Raw genomic sequence first — 18,671 nt, forward strand, 5'->3', positions numbered from 1 at the left:
AATATTTTTATTAAGAAAGGTTTGTAATTATATGAACTTAGTTTTAAGGTATAAAAATATATTAATGATTATTATTGTTTTATTATTATTTACTTCTATTGGACTAAGTTATTTAGAAAATAAATGTTTATATGATAATAAAATAATAGATAAAAAAGTACAAGAAATTAAAAAAAGACCTAATTATATAAAGATAGAAAATATAGATGAAAAATATTTAAATTCGGTAATTGATATAGAAGATCATAGGTTTTATGAACATGGAGCTATAGATTTTATATCTATATTAAGGTCAATAATACATAATATTATTGCTGGAAAAGTAATAGAAGGTGGAAGCACTATAACACAACAATTAGCTAAAAATATGTGTTTATCAAATGAAAGAAATCTTAGTAGAAAAATAAAAGAATTGCTTTTATCAATACAATTAGAAAGAAAATATACAAAATCAGAAATTCTTGAATTGTATGTAAATATAATATGTTTTGGAGATGGTTATTTTGGTATAAGTAATGCTTCAAAAGGATATTTTAAAAAAACACCTTGCGAATTGAATTTTAATGAGGCTACTATACTTGCTGGAATTCCTCAAGCACCTAGTATTTATGCATTAAGTAAAAATAATGGACTAGCTAAAAAAAGGCAAAAGCAGGTTATAAGAGCTTTAATAAAGTACGGAAATACATATAAAAATAATAAGTGTAAATATAATGACGATAATTTATTGCATAATATTAAATTCAACTTTCATAAGTTAGCAGAATTTGTATGAAATTTTGAATAAAAGTATTAAAACTTGCAAATAAAATGAAAAAATATACCTAGTAATTTTATACAAGTTAAATTATGGGATAATCGTCTTAGGCTAGTAATACTGTAAAATTAGCTATTGTTATAAATTCCATATAAGTATAGTTTTTGTTTAAAAGTATTATATATTCATAAATGTTATTAATCTACCATAAGAAAAGTGGAATATTTATGGTATAAATGTATTGACAGATGGAACAACACAATGAAAAGAAAAAAAGGAGTTGTAAAAATGAAATACAGATTAATAGCAATGCTTATACTATCTTCATCATTAGTTGGGTGTTCAGGAATAAATGTAGGTTCTTCAAATAAGAAAGATACAAATAAAGAAGTAGTACAAGTTGAAGATAATAGCAATGTGGAGAATACTAAAGAAAAAAATGTTAAAGAAAATAAGGATGTTAAAATATTAAGTAAAGATTCAAAAGTATTAAAAAATGAATCTAAATCTAATATAAAAAAAGAGACAAGCGATAATAAACAGTCTGCAACCAAAAAAGAAGATAGTAATAAAAATGAAATTAGCAAAAAATCAGAAGATAGCACTAAAGTAAACAATAACATTGAAGAAAAAGTAACTAATAATAATTCAAGTGATAGTAAAAAATTAAATTCAAATGAAAAACATTCATCTGTAAAAGAAAGTTCAAGCAATAGTAATTTTATGTCACAAGTTGAATCAGAGATATTTAGATTAGTTAATATAGAAAGAAAAAAGGCAGGGGTTAATACTTTAAGTTATAGTAATACTATGCAAAAATATGCAAGAATGAAATCAGAGGATATGGCAGTTAGAAAATACTTTGATCATAGGGATCCTCAAGGTAATTTAATTACTGAAAAGATGAAAAATGATGGAGTTAAATATAGTAGTTGGGGAGAAAATATAGCTTATATCGGAGGAGAATCAGCAGATGTACTAGCTAGTCAGTTCATGAGGAACTGGATGAATTCACCTGGACATAGAGCTAATATATTATCACCTAACTTTACTGGCATAGGTGTTGGCGCATATAAATCAGGAAACACAGTATATGCAACACAAGAATTTTATAGTTAAAATTATTAAGGTTACTTTTTGAGTAACCTTTTTAATATTTTATAATTTGCACATAATATTTAAGTAAACTTATTTAAAGTAAGAATTATGGTTAAAATTATTAATAAAGATAGAAAAATACTATTATAATGAAATTGCTATTAACGATATTGTGAGCTTTTATAGAAATATGTAAATAAAATATTTAATGAAAAATTTACTATAATTATTATAGAATTGTTTATTAAATTTACATAAATAAATTAAGTTATATAGATTTAAATTTAAGATAAGGGGGATGAATATGGATATATATACAATAGGTCATTCAAATTATAGTATGGAGAAATTTATAGAAATGCTTAAGATGTTTAATATTAATTGCATAGTAGATACTAGAGCTATTCCATATTCTAAATATAATAAACAATTTGATAAAGAAAATATTAAAAAAACATTGTTAAGTGAAGGTTTTTATTATATTTATATGGGAATGGAATTAGCAGCAAAAAGGGTTAATAAGTTATCATATAATAATGAAGGTTTTGCAGATTTTGATAAAGTTATAAAGGAAAAAGAATTTCAAAATGGTGTTAATAGACTTAGAAACGGATGCAAAAAAGGATATAAAATAGCAATACTTGGTGCAATGCAAGATCCTATAAGATGTCAAAGAGGGATTTTAATAGGAAAATATTTATCAAGTAATGGATTTAATGTTAATCATATATTAGATAATTTGGAGATTGCATCACAAAAAGATATAGAAAAGTTTTTATTAGAAAAGTATTTTAAGGATAGAAATCAATTAACAATTGATTCACTTCTTGGAACAGCTATGAGTGAAGAAGAAATGATAAAAGAATGCTATAAATTAGCTAATAAAGATATTGGATATAGAATAGAGAATTTAAAAAAAGCTACCACTAATATAGTAAAGTAGCTTTTTAGATTTTATTATTGTCCGTTATTATTTATAGGAACAAAAACTCTTTTTGCAAGTTCATCATCCATCATATATATAGCAGCTGGATTTCCTTCTGATCTTTTAACTCTTTTTAAAAGAGAGTTGAAATTATTTTCTTCTTCAACTTGTTCATCAATAAACCAATTAAGTAAGCTCATTGTAGCATGTTCTCTTTCTTCAGAAGCAATATCAGCTAATTTATAAATTCTACTTGTAACTAATTGTTCGTGTTCGTAACCCTTTTGGAAAACATCAATTATGCTTTCAAAGTCAGCTTTAGGTTTAGGAATATTATCTAAAGTAACTTTTCCGTTCTTTTGGAATATGTAATCATAAAATTTCATTGCATGAGCTAATTCTTCTTGTGCTTGTACTCTAAAAAAGTTTGCAAATCCACTTAGATCAACTGATTCAGCATATGCTGCCATTGATAGATATACATAAGATGAGTAAAATTCAAAATTTACTTGTTCATTAAGATTATTTAATAGATTTTCACTTAACATTTGTTTCTCTCCTTTATACCTTAAAATAAAATATCACTTAATAGGTATTGTACCCCTTAAGCAGTAAATTATCAATTAAATAAAGCTTATTTATATAAAAAATTATAAATTTGGATAAATATTAAAAATGTTATATAATTTATTAAACGGTTACAATGAGGGGATTGAGAAAATGGTTATTAGTGATGAAGAAATTATTAAAAATTTAAAGTATTTAAAACTTTTATCAATGCAATATAAAACAGTTGCAGAAGCTTCAACGGAAATAATAAATTTAGCTGCTATATTAAACTTACCAAAGGGAACAGAACATTTTTTAACTGATTTACATGGAGAATATGAACCATTTGTACATGTACTTAAAAATGGCTCTGGTGTTATTAAAAGAAAAATAGATAGGGTATTTGGAAAATCTCTTATGGATAGTGAGAAAAAGAGTTTAGCAACATTAGTTTATTATCCGGAACAAAAAATAGATATAGTTTTAAGAGAACAAGAAAATATAGATGACTGGTATAGGGTTAATTTATATAGGCTTATAGAACTTTGTAGAAGTGAATCATCAAAGTATACTAGATCAAAGGTAAGAAAAGCACTACCAAAAGATTTCAGTTATGTAATTGAAGAATTATTGCATGAACAATTTTATGGTATAAATAAGCAAGAGTATTATGATGGAATAATTACAACAATTATAGATATAGGAAGAGCAAAAGAATTTATTATAGCTTTATCAAATCTTATTCAAAGATTAGTTATAGATAGATTGCATATATTAGGAGATATATATGATAGAGGGCCTAGAGCTGATATAATAATGGAAAAGCTTATGGAACATCATTCTGTTGATATTGAATGGGGAAATCATGATATGCTTTGGATGGGGGCAGCAGCAGGAGAAAAAACTTGTATGGCCAATGTTATAAGGATAGCTACAAGATATGGGAGTCTTGATACATTAGAAGACAGTTATGGAATAAATATTATGCCTCTTGCAACATTTGCACTTAAATATTACAAAGATGATCCATGTATAGAATTTATGCCAAAAGTTAGTGATGCTAGTAGGTATGGAAAGTTTGAGATGGATTTAACAGCAAAAATGCATAAAGCAATTTCAATAATACAATTTAAATTAGAAGAAAAAATAATAAAGAGAAGACCAGAATTTAAATTAGACAATAGGTTACTTTTAGACAAAATAGATTATGATAAAGGAACAATTATAATAAAGGGCAAAGAATATAAATTAAAGGATTTTTATTTTCCAACTATAGACCCTAAAAATCCATTTAAGCTTACAGAAGAAGAGGAAAAATTAATTGAAAAGTTGCAAATATCATTTGTAAATAGTGATAAATTACAAAGGCATATAACATTTTTATTTTCAAAAGGAAGCATGTATCTTACTTACAATAAAAATTTATTACTTCATGGATGTATACCTTTAAATGAAGATGGAACTTTTAAAAGCTTTACTATAAATGGTAAAAAATATTATGGAAGAAAATTATTAGAAAAATTTGATGCATTAGCAAGAGAAGGATATTTTAATAAAGTAGGAACTAAAGAAAAGTTATATGGTATGGATATTATGTGGTATTTATGGACTGGTCCTGTATCATCTTTATTTGGTAAAGAAGAGATGACAACTTTTGAAAGATATTTTATAGAAGATAAAAAAACTCATATAGAGGCTAAAAATCCATATTATGCATATAGAAATGATGAAGAGATAGTTTCAAAAATATTAAAAGAATTTGATTTAGATGTTGAAGAATCAAAGATAATTAATGGACATGTTCCTGTAAAAGAAAAGCTAGGAGAAAGTCCAATAAAGTGTGGTGGAAGAGTTTTAGTTATAGATGGTGGGTTTGCAAAAGCTTATAGAAAAGATACTGGAATTGCAGGATACACTTTAATATATAATTCTTATGGGCTTCAATTAGTATCACATCAACCATTTGAATCAATAGAAAATGCTATTATTGAAGAAAATGATATTTTATCAACTAGTATAGTTGTTGAGAGAAAACTTGATAGAAAAAGAGTTGGAGATACTGATATAGGAATGGAGCTTAAAAATCAAATAAAGGAATTAAAAATGCTTTTAGAAGCATACAGAAAAGGATTAATAAAAGAAAAAAGATGAATTCCATTAAACAAAAGTTTTTATAAGAAAGTAATAGGGTAAATATAAAAATAAATTTTAATATATAATAATAAATGGCTTAAATATACTGTAATTATTATATAATGATATGGTACTTAAAGTAATAAAATATATTACTTTAAGTACCATATTTTTAATGGTTAAATAAGTTTTCCGTGAGATAATTCCATTTTCTTAAACTTTATTTTAAATTGCTTTTCATATTGTTTAAGGTTTCTAAGTTCTTTAGGTGTAACTAAAGAAACTGTAATACCTTTATTATTACCCCTAGCAGTTCTTCCAGCTCTATGTAAATATTCATTAGCATTAATTGGAAAGTCTAAGTTAATAATATGAGATATATTAGGGATATCTAAACCTCTTGCAGAAATATCAGAAGAAACAAGTATATCTATAGAACCATTTCTAAATTTCTCAAGAGCTTGTTGTCTTTGTTCTTTAGTAATTCTTTTATGCATAGCAAAAGCGTTTTTGTGATGATAATTAAGTTTATCAGCTATAAGTTCAACATTAAATCCACGATTGATAAATACTAAAGTTTTTGAAGGATTTTCAGCTGCAACAAGTTTTCTTATTACTTCTGGTTTATCTCTTTCTTCAACTTCAATATATATGTGTTCAATATTAGGATTTAAAGAAATTTTTTCTTTATTTTTAAAAATAACAGGTTCTTTCATTAAATCTTTAAGGATATCCATAGCTTTTGGACTTATAGTCGCAGAGAACACTAAAAGTTGTCTATCTCTCATAGTACTTTTAATTATATCTTGTACAGTTCTTAAGTGAGTATTATCTAATAAATTATCACCTTCATCAAGAACTATAGTTTTTATAGTATGAGCTTTAATTTTTTTCTTTTTAATTAAATCTAAAACTCTACCTGGGGTTCCAATTACTATACTAGGTTTAGCTTCTTTTAATTTTTTTATTTGTTTATCCATATTTACATCACCAATAATTGGTGTAGAACTAATATTTATATTAGAATTTTGTGCTAGTAGCTTACATTGTTTTTCAATTTGCATAACAAGTTCTCTAGTTGGAGCAAGAATCAAAACTTGAACTCCTTGAGTATTTTTATCTATTTTTTCAAAAAGTGGTGCTAAAAAAGCAAGAGTTTTTCCGCTTCCTGTATGAGCTTCACCTATAACATCCTTATTAAGTAAAATTTCTGGAATAGTTAAAGCTTGTATTTCAGTTGGTGTATCAATTGATTGTTTTTTTAAGCCTTCTATTATGTTATTGCTTAAATTCAAATCTTGAAATGTATTCATAAATTTTATCCTCCTATGTTAGATAGTCATAACTTATAGTATATACATAATATAAAGAAAAGTGTACTTAAATTATAAAATAAAACAAATAAATATTAACTCTTTAGCAAAAAAGTTAATAATAAATTAGTTGTAAATATTGATATAATTAATAATGAAAATTATATAATATATTTTATGTTTTATTAATAAAAAATTAAATATAATAGTAATTTTTTAGGGAAAAGAGGGTGGATGAGTTGAATATATTTAGAACGCAGAATATTGACAAATTTTCTGCTAATATAAAAGATTCACAAAAGCATTTAGGAACTCTTGACTTAACACTTATGAGTATTGGTTCAGTAATTGGTACTGGAGTAATGGTTCTTACAGGAATAGTTGCAGCAAAAGAAGCTGGACCTGCTGTTGCAATTTCTTTTGCATTAAGTGCTATTGCAGCAGCTTTTATAGTACTTTGTTATGCTGAACTTAGTGCTAGTATACAAAGTTCAGGAGGGTCTTATACATTTGCTTATTTAACTTTTGGAGAGGTAATAGCATTTATAGTTGGAATGTGTGTTGTAATAGCATATATTTTATCGGCTGCAACAGTTGCATCAGGATGGGGAAGTTATTTATTAAGTTTACTTGATGTAATTAATATACATATTCCAAAATCTTTTACCAATATACCATCTCAGGGAGGAATTATAAACTTACCGGCTATATTAGCTATATTATTTATAACTTTTGTTATATCTGGAGGAACAGGTTCAAGTAAGATTGTTGATAATATAATGGTATTAATAAAAATAGGTGTTATATTACTATTTTTAATAGTTGGTTCAAGGCATATGTCAGCTTCAAATTGGGTTCCTTTTGAACCATATAAGATGTCGGGAGTTATGACTGGAGCAGCATCAGTATTTTTTGCATATTGTGGATTTGATGCAACAGCATCAGCTGCACCATATGTAAAAAATCCTAAAAAGGCATTACCAATAGGTTTATTAACATCACTTTTTGTGTGTGCAATTATTTATATAGGAGTATCATTAGTTTTAACTGGTATAACTTCATATATAAATTTAGATGTTCCAGATGCTCTTTCATACACATTAAAATTAGCAAAAAGACCGGAAACTGCATTTATAGTTTCACTTGGTACTGTAATTGGAATACTTGCAGTTATATACGCAGGAAATTTTGCAACTTCTCAAATATTACTTAAAATAAGTGAAGATGGGTTATTACCTAAAATATTTAGTAAAAAGAACAAAAAAGGTTCACCAATTATTTCATTATGGACAGTTGGTATAATTTCTTCAATTCTTGCTGGATTTTTTAATTTAAAGGATTTAGCTAACTTTGCAAGTATTGCATTTTTACTTGTTTATTCCATAGTTTCTCTTTCAGTAATAGTATTTAGGAAAAAATATCCTAACATAAAAAGAAGTTTCAAAACTCCTTTAGTACCATTTATACCTTTATTAGGAGCAATATGTTGTATAATTTTAATGATTAATTTAACAAAGATTACTTGGGTTATATTTGGAATAATTTTAGTATGTATATTAATTGTATATTTTTTATATGGAAAAAATCATTCAGAACTTAGATAAAATAAAATTATTTTATAAATGATTGTATCAAATTAAAAATAACATTATTTGATGCAATCCTTATTAATTTTAAAAAACTTTACTATAATATAGATATAAAGGTAATTAGGAGGAATTTTTATGGCAATTAAACATGGGGCTAATTTATTTGATTTAGCAAATGAATTAGGAATTAAAAAAGAAGATTTTTTAGACTTTAGTTCAAATATAAATCCGTTTGGAGCATCAGAAAAAGCAAAACAAGCTGTAATAGATAACATAAATATGGTTTCAATATATCCAGACCCAGAATATAAAGAACTTAAAAATGTAATTTCAGATTATTGTAAGTGTAATTTTAAAAATATTATATTAGGAAGTGGAGCAACTGAATTAATATCTTCTTTTATAAAAGATATTAATCCTAAAAATGCAATGCTTTTATCTCCATCATATTCTGAGTATGAAAGAGAATTAAAAAAAATAGGCTGTAATATAATAAAATACTTTGCAAAAGAAGAAAATGATTTCGTAGTTGACTTAATTGATTTTAAAGAGAAGATAAGAAAATCAAAGGTTGATTTAATTATAATTTGTAATCCTAATAATCCAACAGGATTTGCATTTACACAAATAGAAATAGAAGAAATTTTAAAAAGTACAAATGCATTTGTTATGGTTGATGAAACTTATATTGAATTTACGAATAAGGAAGTTTATTCATCAACTAATTTAATTGATAAATATAAAAATTTATTTGTTATAAGAGGAACATCAAAATTTTTCTCAACTCCAGGAATAAGATTGGGTTATGGTCTTATATCAAATGAGGATGTAAGAGATAACATATTAGATAAATTAGATTTATGGAATATAAATATTTTTGCAACTATCCTTGGAGAAGCTATGTTTAAAGATGAGAAGTATATAGAAAAAACAATTTTACATATGACTAATGAAAGAAATTATTTAAATAAAGAACTTAAAAATTTTAAAGATATAAAGGTATATGAAAGTAGAGGAAACTTTATATTATGTAAAATTGAAAGAGCAGATATAACTTCTGAGGATATATATGATAAGTTAGCTAATAAAGGAATAATAATAAGAAACTGTTCTTCTTTTGAAGGTCTTAATAATAAATTTTTTAGGGCTTGTGTTCTTAAGCATGATGAAAATGCTTTATTAATAAGGTATTTAAAAGAGATTCTAAAATAAAAGATTTACATGTGTAAAATTATACTTTATACTAGTGTATATACATTAGTATAGGGGGAGTATTTATGAATAATAAAATTAAACAAATGGTATATGCTGCACTTTTAATAGCACTTGCAATTATTATTCCGGTGCAGTTTAGCTTTTTAAAGATTTATATACCACCATTTAGTGCTACACTTTTTGCACATGTACCTATGTTTGTAGCAATTTTAATATCACCAATGGTAGCAGTTGTTACAGGAATCGGATCAACGATTGGTTTTTTGATAGCAGGTATGCCAATGCCAGTAGTTTTTAGAGCTGCAACTCACATTGTGGTAGGATATTTTGGAGCAAAATATATTCAAAAGCATAAATCATATTTAAAAATGTCATTATTTACATCAATAATTCATGGTGGTCTTGAAGCATTAGTAGTTATACCATTTATAGGATTTGATATTTATCAATTAATAATAGTTACTGGAGTAGGAGCTGTTCTTCATCATATGATAGACAGTGCGTTAGGATATGGGCTTGTTAATGTAATGGCTAAAGGAAGAAATAAAAGTATTTATACTTTATTTGATAATGTAAAAGAAAAGAACGAAGTTGTAATGTAAGAGCTACTTTTTAAGTAGTTCTTTTTATATTAAAGTATTTTTCTTATTAATACAATTAAATATAAGAAAGTATATATTAAGATTAGTTTTTTGTTAAATTTGGAAGACGATAATAAATTTACTTTAAAATTATCTATGATTAAGTATATAATGAATATTGATACTTTTTTAGTAAATAAAATTTAGTATGAGGTAGTTATTTTGAGTAATATTATTTTAGATGAAGAAAGAAATATCTTAATAGAAAAAAGAAAATTAATAGATGAGGAGCTAAAACAAAAAGAAGAATATATAGAAGGTGTAAACAAGAAGTTTACAGAGCTTAGTAAAGCATTAAAGGGAAAGTATAATGCAGAGAAGGATACTACAGAAAAGGCTTTAAATTTAGCTAAAAAAGATATAGAAAAATATGAGGAAGCTTACAATACACCATATTTTGGTAGAGTTGATTTTAGAGAAAAGAGATCAGCTGATGTAGAACAGATATATATAGGAAAACATGGGATAAATAGCTCTGAAACTGGAGATGAAATTGTAGTAGATTGGAGAGCACCAGTTGCAGATCTTTATTATAGTGGAACTGGGGGAGAAGCATATTATAAGGCACCAGCTGGAATAATAGATGGGGAGTTATCTCTTAAAAGAAAGTTTTTATTTAATGATGAACGTGAATTGGAGAGAGTATTTGACGAGAGTATAAATGAAATAATGATAAATGGTGAAGAAGGTCAAGGTCTTGTTGATGAATTCCTTAAAATAAATCTTGAAGAAAGCAGAGGAAAAAAGCTTAAAGATGTTGTTGCTACAATTCAAAAGGAACAAAATGAGATAATAAGATGGCCAAGAAATCTTCCTATAATCGTTCAAGGTTCAGCAGGTTCAGGTAAAACTACAATAGCACTTCATAGACTTGCTTATTTAATATATAGATATAAAGAAAATATGAGTGGAGAAGATATATTGGTTCTTGCTCCAAATAAATTATTTTTAGATTATATTTCTGAAATACTACCAAACCTTGGTGCTCATGAAGTAAAACAGAGTACATTTGAGGATTTAGTAAAATCAAAGGCTAAAATTAAAAGAAAAATATATAATAAAGATGAAAAAATAAAAAACATTATGGAAGAAACTGATGAAGAGAAGAAAAAGTTAATAGTAAATTCAGCAAAACTTAGAGGATCATTAGCTTTTAAAGTAATGCTTGATAGATATATTACTTTATTAGAAAGCAAAGCATTAGATATAAAGGATATAGAAATTGCAGGTCAAGTTATTTTTACAAGAAAAGAAATAATGAAATTATATTTAAAGGATTTAAAGGCATATCCAATAAATAAAAGAAAAGATGAAATAAAAAGATATTTAAGTTTAAAACTTAAGGAAAGAATATTAGCTGTTATACAAAAGGTTGATAAAGCTTGGGATATAAAAATAAAAGATATAAAGATGGAAGAGGGGGATTCAGAAGCTAGAAGAAATAAACTTATACAAGTTTATGATGAAAGAGATAAAGTTAAAGAAAATATTAAAAAGAATGGAAAAAATGCATTAAATGAGTATTTTAAGGCATGGAGAGGAATAAGCTCAACTGACATATATAAAGGATTTTTCAATGACGAAGATCTTTTTGATATAGCAACAGATGATAAAATTCCAGAAGTTCTTGCTGATTTTATGAAAAAAGAATTTAATGAAAGATATGAAGCTGGTTTTGTAGATGAAGATGATTTAGCAGCAATATTATATATAAGAGTTTTATTAGAGGGAATAGATGACTCTGAGAAGTTTAAACATATAGTTGTAGATGAAGCTCAAGATTATAGTCCATTTCAAATTTATTTAGTAAATGAATTAGCACGAGGAAATTCTTTAACTTTAGTTGGAGATTTAGCACAAGGCATATATTATTATAAAGGATTAAAGAAATGGGAAGATGTAACAGAAGGACTTTTTAAAGGTAAAGCTACCTTTATAAGTTTAAGTCAAAGTTATCGTTCAACAGTAGAAATTATAGATTTTGCAAAAGAAGCATTAAAAGCTCAAAATTTAGGACTTAAAGATTCTATACCGGTATTAAGACACGGTATGGAGCCTAAAATAATAAAAGTAAAAGATGATATAGAAATTTCTGAAAAGGTAGATGAAATAATAAAAAAGACTCACCAAGAAGGAAAAAGTGTTGTTGCTTTAATAACAAAAGATTCGAATGAAGCTGAAAAGCTTGAGAAGATTTTAAAGAAAAAAAGTAAGAATAAGTTTCAAAGGATAAAAGGAAAAGAAAAAGAAACTAAATCTGATAACATTATAATCCCATCTTATTTAACTAAAGGATTAGAATTTGATTGTAGTATAATTTATAATCCAAGTGATAAAAATTATGATGGAAATAGTACACTAGATCAAAGATTATTATATGTTTCTTTAACTAGAGCACTTCATACAGAATATATATTAGAATTAGATAATATAACAAATCTTATAAAAAAATAAATGGGTTAAAATAAAAAAGAGTTAGAATATAAAATATCTAACTCTTTTTTAAAATTACCTATATTAGGTTTGTGTTTATAATAAAATGTATTTATAATAAGAAAAGAATATACAGTAGGAGGATAATTTAATGGAAGAAAAAGAGATAATGTCTTTTAAAGATGAAGATGGAAATAAAGTTGATTTTGAAGCAGTAGCAAGAATATTTCTTGATGAAAAAGAATATTTACTACTAACACCAGTAGAGGAAGAAGCTGAAGATATATTTATATTTAGAATAGACAAGACAGATGATAAAGAGGAATTAAATCTTGTAGAAGATGATAAAGAATTTATCGCTGTAAAAAAAGAATATAAGAAGCTTTTATACTAAGGAGAGTGTTAATATAAATGAACGCTTTTGAAATATCACAAAGATTAGAACAAGAAGGATTAACTGAAATTGAAGAAATATTAGTAGAAGATGATAAAGTTATTTTAGAATTTTTTTATGATTTTGATAGAGAAGAGCTTAATGCTGCTAGAGCTTATGCGAATGAAGAAAGTGATTTAGAAGAAGATAGTAATGAATGGAAAGTAGATTGGTACATACCATATTTATTAGATATAGCAAGAGATAATATAGAAAATATAATTGAAGAAGTAAGTGATGAATTAGAAATTTCAGGAGTATTCCATGAAGTAAAAATAGATGGAAATAATAATGAATACATAAAGTTTATTGCTGCGTTTTGTACAGATGACTTTGATATGGAATTAGAAGAAGTGTTAAACGATTACTTATAATAAATTAAAGGGTTTTTAAGTATATATAAAAACTACTTGAATTCAAAAAAAATTGTGCTATAATTAAAACATAACATACCTGAGATGTTCGCCAAGCTTATCGTATTCAACCTACATATGAGATACGGGATTTGCGATATTATTATTGATGTCGGGCTTCAAGCATTTAGCTTCATATTATGACGGAAGATGGCAGAGAGGTAATATGAGCAGAACCCACCTGCGAGGAGCAGGTTTTGAATATATAAGCAAACGGCATGTTGGGGTGCTATATAATTACAGAAATTAATACCTCTTTTGAGGTATTTTTTTTGTACTTTTTTAAAATAAATGGAGTATCTTAACTCCATTTATTTTAAAAAAAGTTTTTAAGCTGCTAGTTTATTGAAGGTTTTTACTTTGTAATTTCTTTTGTGAATTTTATAAAGATGACATTGGTATGTGCTTATATCTTTGTCCAAATTTTGAGAAAGTATGACAATAAGTTTATTAGAAGGATTTATAAATTTTAGTAGTAGATTTAATAAAAATTTTCTGTATTTTATTCTTTTTTTTATCTTTTTTACCGTCATAAACAACACCTCATCTGTAAAATAAATGTATTTATAGTCATATTATAACAGTTATTGGAAATAAGTAAATTAAAATAAAAGTACAAATATTTACAAAAATATATATTAAATATTATAAAAATAGAATAAAATCAGTATAAAATAGATTAATATAAGTGAATAAAATTTAATTTGTCGAAAAATAAAAATAAAATATTTATTAAAATGTAAATAAGTTGTGTAAAACTTTAAATCAATAGTTATTAAAGTTGATTAAACAGTTATTTATAGGTAAAATAAACATAAGTATAAATAAAAAGTTTTCAAGGAGTGACTAAATTAATGAATACTAAAGATATGAATGTAGATGAAATGAAGATAGATGATGTTATAGAGAAAATAAATGAAATATATAAAAAAAGTAAAGAAGAAGGATTAACAGAAGACGAAAAAGAATTACAACAAAAGTTAAGAAGAAGATATATAGATAGTGTTAAAGCTAATTTTAAGGCTCAACTTAGTGGGATAGAGCCTAAGAAAAAGAAATAAAGGGTGATTGTGATGGCGGTAACTGTTGAAAAGTTAATTAAAGATTTTAATTTGGAAGTTTTAGTAGAAGGCAATCCAGAAGAGGTAATAAGTGTAAGTGATGTAAATAGACCTGGACTTCAGTTATCAGGTTTCTATAATTATTTTACTCCAGAGAGAATACAAATTATTGGAAAAGCTGAGTGGAGCTTCTTAGATGATATGCAAGTTGAACTAAGAAGAAAAAGACTAAAAAAATATTTTAGTTTTAATATGAAATGTGTAATTATAACAAGGGGAATTGAACCACATGAAGAACTAATAAAATATGCACAAAAACAAAATATTTGGGTTTTAAGAAGTAATTTAGTTACAACTAAGTTTATTAGTAAACTTACAGTATATATGTCAGATAAACTTGCACCTGAAACTAGACTACATGGAGTTTTGGTAGACGTTTACGGAATTGGTATACTTATAACTGGTGAAAGTGGAATTGGCAAAAGCGAAGTTGCTCTTGAGCTTATAAAAAGAGGTCATAGATTGGTAACAGATGATGCCGTTGATATAAAAGAAACCGATGGGGAGCTTATAGGATCATCACCAAGGATAACTATAGGAATGCTTGAAGTTAGAGGTATAGGAATTATTGATGTATCAGCATTATATGGCTTAAGTTCAATACTTCAACAAAAGGATATAAAACTTGTAATGCATTTTGAACATTGGAAAAATGATGGAGATTATGATAGACTTGGAACTGACTATGAATATATGGATATTCTTGGTGTTCCTGTTAGAAAACTAACTGTACCAATAAGACCAGGAAGAAATATTGCTGTAATAATTGAAGCAGCGGCTGTAAACTTTAGGTATGCACTTATGTCTAATGAAACACCAGTAGATATAATTGAAAGTAGAATGGGCGAAATTAGTGATTAAGATTAGTATTAAATCTATTTGTTAGATAATAATATTATATAAGCAAGTTAATAAAAAGGGAGGCACTAAAAATGAGCAAAAACGCTTGGGAAAAATACGATGAAAAAGGCATAAAGGAAATTTTTGAATTCAATGAAGGATATAAAGAATTTATGTCAAAATGTAAAACAGAAAGAGAATGTGTTGATGAATCAATAAGAATCGCAAAAGAACATGGATTTAGAGATTTAGAAGATGTAATAAGCTCAAATGAAACTTTAAAACCAGGAGACAAGGTATATGCTAATAATATGGGGAAAACATTAGCATTATTTGTAATAGGAAATGAGAAAATGGAAAAGGGTCTTAAAATACTAGGAGCACATATTGATTCACCTAGATTAGACTTAAAACAAAATCCTTTATATGAAGATACAGACTTAGCATTATTAGATACTCACTATTATGGTGGAATTAAGAAGTACCAATGGGTTACTTTACCACTAGCTTTACATGGTGTTGTAGTGAAAAAAGATGGAACTAAAATAAATGTAGTAGTTGGAGAAGAAGAAAATGATCCTGTAGTTGGTATTTCTGATCTTTTAGTTCACCTTTCATCTGATCAAATGACTAAGAAAGGTTCAAATGTAATTGAAGGAGAAGATTTAAATGTATTAGTAGGAAGTATGCCTTTAAAAGGAGAAGAAAAGGATGCTGTTAAAGCTAATATTTTAAAAATACTTAAAGAAAAGTATAATTTTGAAGAGGAAGACTTTTTATCAGCAGAAATAGAAGTTGTTCCAGCAGGAAAAGCTAGAGATTATGGTTTAGATAGAAGTATGATTATGGCTTATGGACATGATGATAGAGTATGTTCATATACATCATTATTAGCATTAACTGAGGTAGAAAAGATAGATAAAACTTGTGTATGTTTACTTGTTGATAAAGAAGAGGTTGGAAGTATTGGAGCAACAGGAATGCAATCAAGATTTTTTGAAAATATAGTTGCTGAAGTTATGGATAGAGTTGGAGATTATTCAGAAATAAAATTAAGAAGATGTTTAACAAATTCAAAAATGTTATCATCAGATGTTAGTGCTGCATTTGATCCAAATTATCCATCAGTTATGGAAAAGAAAAATTCAGCGTATTTTGGAAAAGGAATTGTATTTAATAAATATACAGGAGCTAGAGGAAAATCAGGATGTAATGATGCAAATGCTGAGTATATGGCGGAACTTAGAGCAATTATGGAAAAACATGATGTATCATTCCAAACAGCAGAACTTGGTAAGGTAGATCAAGGTGGCGGTGGAACAATCGCTTATATTTTAGCTCAATATAATATGAATGTAATTGATTGTGGTGTTGCACTTCAAAATATGCATGCTCCATGGGAGATTGCTTCAAAGGTTGATATATTTGAAACTAAAAAAGGATATGTAGCTTTCTTAAAAGAAGCTTAGAATTTAATAAAAGGTACAGGTTATTAAAAATAACTTGTACCTTTTTTATTTTATTAGTTCATTATTTAAAAATTAATCATAAAATATATTAATGAAATAAAAGATAAATAATAAATTAAAGAATTATTAAAAGGCACCTCTTAATTTAAATAAGAGCATCTATATCTTGAATAAAGAGTAGGTGCTCATTTAATTTAATTAAAATTTAGTGCTTTTAAAAATTTAGATAAATCTTCTTCTGAAAGTTTCATATCACCTATATCACCGTGACGATCGTCATTTATAAAATCCCCATGACAATCAGAACCAGCTGTTATTAAAAGATTATTTTTTTTAGCAAAACTTATTAAATATTTTTCTTGTTCTTTTGAATTCAAATAATATATTGCTTCGATTCCATCTAATTTAAATTTTAAAAATTCTTCTAATGGAGTATTTTTAATTAATATAGGATGGGCTAAAACTGTTATGGCATTGAATTTATGAAGTATTTCAATACCTTCTTCTAAAGAAATTTTAGTAGTCGGAATATAAGCAGGTTTATCTTTGCCTATAAAGTTATCAAAAATATAATCTTGAGTATATGGATAACCAGCATCTATTATAGCTCTAGCAATATGAGGTCTCGCTATTATATTTCCTCCTAATTCTGATACTTTATTAAAATCTATATTTATGTCAAATTTTTCTTTAAGTTTTTCTATCATATTTTTTGCTCTTATAATTCTTCTATTTTTAATTTCATTTAATATATTTGATAATTCTTGAGATTTATAACTATCATCTTTAAAAAATCCTAATAGGTGAATACTTTCATTATTATAATTACAAGAAAGTTCTATGCCAGGAATTAATTTAATATCTTTATCATTAGCTACAGATATTGCTTCAATAATTCCATCTACAGTATCGTGATCAGTTATTGCAAGTATTGAAACATTATTCTTTTTTGCTCTATCAATAACATTTTTTGGACTCAGTATACCGTCAGAAAAATTAGTATGTACATGAAAATCTGTTCTTTTCATAAATTTCAAATCCCTTCAATCTAAAATATTTTTTCATATAAGAAGCTGTGTTATAATTTAAAATAAATATTATAAGTATTGTAGCATAATGATAGTATAAATGTAATAAAAAATATGAAAAATGGTGGTTATAATATGTTGATAATGATAGATAATTATGATTCATTTGTGTATAACTTAGCTAGATATTTTAATGAGTTAAATGAAGAGGTACTTGTTTTTAGAAATGATGAAATAAATGAAGATTTAATTAAAAATTTAAATCCTAATGGTATAGTTATATCACCTGGACCTAAAGCACCAAAAGATGCAGGGGAAGTGCTTAACATAATAGGTAAATTTAAAGGGAAGCTTCCTATGCTTGGTATATGTTTAGGTCATCAAAGTATAGGAGAGTATTTTGGTGGTGAAATTATAAAAGGAAAAAGACCAATGCATGGAAAAATTTCAAAAATAATTACTGATGGGAAAAATATATTTAAAAATATTCCTAAGGAATTTAATGTTACTAGATATCATTCTCTAGTTGTAAATGAAGAAACTTTACCAGAAGAATTAGAAGTAACAGCAAGAGCTGTAGATGGAGCTATTATGGGAATTAAACATAAACATTATAAAATATATGGTGTTCAATATCATCCAGAAGCAGTTTTAACTGAATATGGATATGAGGTTTTAAATAATTTTATAAAAATATGTAAGGAGGGAAAATAG

At 26.0% G+C, this 18,671-nt stretch carries 17 protein-coding genes and 1 other RNA gene; 15 read left to right on the top strand and 3 right to left on the bottom strand.

Annotated elements, in window-relative coordinates; translation table 11 throughout:
- From Q4E08_RS05805 to Q4E08_RS05815, 3 genes are all read left to right on the top strand, one after another.
- A partial coding sequence (locus Q4E08_RS05805; protein ID WP_303129316.1) for a biosynthetic peptidoglycan transglycosylase occupies window positions 1-775 on the top strand: 775 nt, incomplete at its 5' end.
- A gap of 270 nt (window positions 776-1,045) precedes the next feature.
- Entirely contained in the window at window positions 1,046-1,876 is an 831-nt protein-coding gene (locus Q4E08_RS05810; RefSeq protein ID WP_303129318.1) for a CAP domain-containing protein, read from the top strand.
- 283 nt (window positions 1,877-2,159) lie between these two features.
- Entirely contained in the window at window positions 2,160-2,798 is a 639-nt protein-coding gene (locus tag Q4E08_RS05815) for a DUF488 family protein (protein ID WP_303129320.1), read from the top strand.
- Between the two features lie 14 nt (window positions 2,799-2,812).
- Here the strand turns inward: Q4E08_RS05815 and Q4E08_RS05820 are convergent, their stop codons facing one another.
- Window positions 2,813-3,328 (bottom strand): ferritin, encoded by a 516-nt coding sequence (locus Q4E08_RS05820; protein WP_303129322.1) that lies wholly within the window; start codon window positions 3,326-3,328, stop codon window positions 2,813-2,815.
- 172 nt (window positions 3,329-3,500) lie between these two features.
- Here Q4E08_RS05820 and Q4E08_RS05825 point away from each other — a divergent pair, with 172 nt between their 5' ends.
- Complete coding sequence (locus Q4E08_RS05825; protein ID WP_303129325.1) at window positions 3,501-5,480, top strand: fructose-1,6-bisphosphatase; 1,980 nt, start codon at window positions 3,501-3,503, stop codon at window positions 5,478-5,480.
- Window positions 5,481-5,641: 161 nt separating this feature from the next.
- On the opposite strand, the gene Q4E08_RS05830 is transcribed toward Q4E08_RS05825, so the two are convergent.
- A complete protein-coding gene (locus Q4E08_RS05830; protein WP_303129327.1) occupies window positions 5,642-6,775 on the bottom strand; it encodes a DEAD/DEAH box helicase in 1,134 nt (377 codons plus the stop codon).
- 239 nt (window positions 6,776-7,014) lie between these two features.
- Here Q4E08_RS05830 and Q4E08_RS05835 point away from each other — a divergent pair, with 239 nt between their 5' ends.
- The 10 genes from Q4E08_RS05835 to Q4E08_RS05880 all read left to right on the top strand — a co-directional run bounded on the left by Q4E08_RS05835 (window position 7,015) and on the right by Q4E08_RS05880 (window position 16,929).
- Window positions 7,015-8,379: an APC family permease gene (locus tag Q4E08_RS05835; RefSeq protein ID WP_303129328.1), complete on the top strand. Its 1,365-nt coding sequence runs from the start codon at window positions 7,015-7,017 to the stop codon at window positions 8,377-8,379.
- Between the two features lie 120 nt (window positions 8,380-8,499).
- Window positions 8,500-9,576 carry a histidinol-phosphate transaminase gene (locus Q4E08_RS05840; protein ID WP_303129330.1) on the top strand — a complete coding sequence of 359 codons (1,077 nt, stop codon included), beginning with the start codon at window positions 8,500-8,502 and terminating at the stop codon, window positions 9,574-9,576.
- A gap of 65 nt (window positions 9,577-9,641) precedes the next feature.
- The gene (locus Q4E08_RS05845; RefSeq protein WP_303129331.1) at window positions 9,642-10,181 is read left to right on the top strand and encodes an ECF transporter S component; all 540 of its coding nucleotides are present in this window, start codon (window positions 9,642-9,644) and stop codon (window positions 10,179-10,181) included.
- A 201-nt stretch (window positions 10,182-10,382) separates the two neighbouring features.
- Window positions 10,383-12,674, top strand: coding sequence for an RNA polymerase recycling motor HelD (gene helD / locus Q4E08_RS05850; RefSeq protein WP_303129332.1), 2,292 nt, complete (start codon window positions 10,383-10,385; stop codon window positions 12,672-12,674).
- Between the two features lie 130 nt (window positions 12,675-12,804).
- Window positions 12,805-13,047: a DUF1292 domain-containing protein gene (locus Q4E08_RS05855; protein WP_303129333.1), complete on the top strand. Its 243-nt coding sequence runs from the start codon at window positions 12,805-12,807 to the stop codon at window positions 13,045-13,047.
- A gap of 17 nt (window positions 13,048-13,064) precedes the next feature.
- Complete coding sequence (locus Q4E08_RS05860) at window positions 13,065-13,460, top strand: hypothetical protein (protein WP_303129335.1); 396 nt, start codon at window positions 13,065-13,067, stop codon at window positions 13,458-13,460.
- Window positions 13,461-13,533: 73 nt separating this feature from the next.
- Window positions 13,534-13,730, top strand: a non-coding RNA gene (ssrS, locus tag Q4E08_RS05865) — 6S RNA.
- 638 nt (window positions 13,731-14,368) lie between these two features.
- Entirely contained in the window at window positions 14,369-14,560 is a 192-nt protein-coding gene (locus Q4E08_RS05870; protein ID WP_303129383.1) for a DUF896 domain-containing protein, read from the top strand.
- 12 nt (window positions 14,561-14,572) lie between these two features.
- Window positions 14,573-15,481: an HPr(Ser) kinase/phosphatase gene (hprK, locus tag Q4E08_RS05875; RefSeq protein ID WP_303129385.1), complete on the top strand. Its 909-nt coding sequence runs from the start codon at window positions 14,573-14,575 to the stop codon at window positions 15,479-15,481.
- A gap of 71 nt (window positions 15,482-15,552) precedes the next feature.
- Complete coding sequence (locus Q4E08_RS05880) at window positions 15,553-16,929, top strand: aminopeptidase (protein WP_303129337.1); 1,377 nt, start codon at window positions 15,553-15,555, stop codon at window positions 16,927-16,929.
- A 194-nt stretch (window positions 16,930-17,123) separates the two neighbouring features.
- On the opposite strand, the gene Q4E08_RS05885 is transcribed toward Q4E08_RS05880, so the two are convergent.
- Window positions 17,124-17,957: a PHP domain-containing protein gene (locus tag Q4E08_RS05885; RefSeq protein WP_303129339.1), complete on the bottom strand. Its 834-nt coding sequence runs from the start codon at window positions 17,955-17,957 to the stop codon at window positions 17,124-17,126.
- 135 nt (window positions 17,958-18,092) lie between these two features.
- On the opposite strand from Q4E08_RS05885, the gene Q4E08_RS05890 reads away from it, so the two are divergent.
- Complete coding sequence (locus tag Q4E08_RS05890; RefSeq protein ID WP_303129341.1) at window positions 18,093-18,671, top strand: aminodeoxychorismate/anthranilate synthase component II; 579 nt, start codon at window positions 18,093-18,095, stop codon at window positions 18,669-18,671.

The organism is Clostridium sp., from assembly GCF_030532265.1.
Classification (GTDB): domain Bacteria; phylum Bacillota; class Clostridia; order Clostridiales; family Clostridiaceae; genus Clostridium.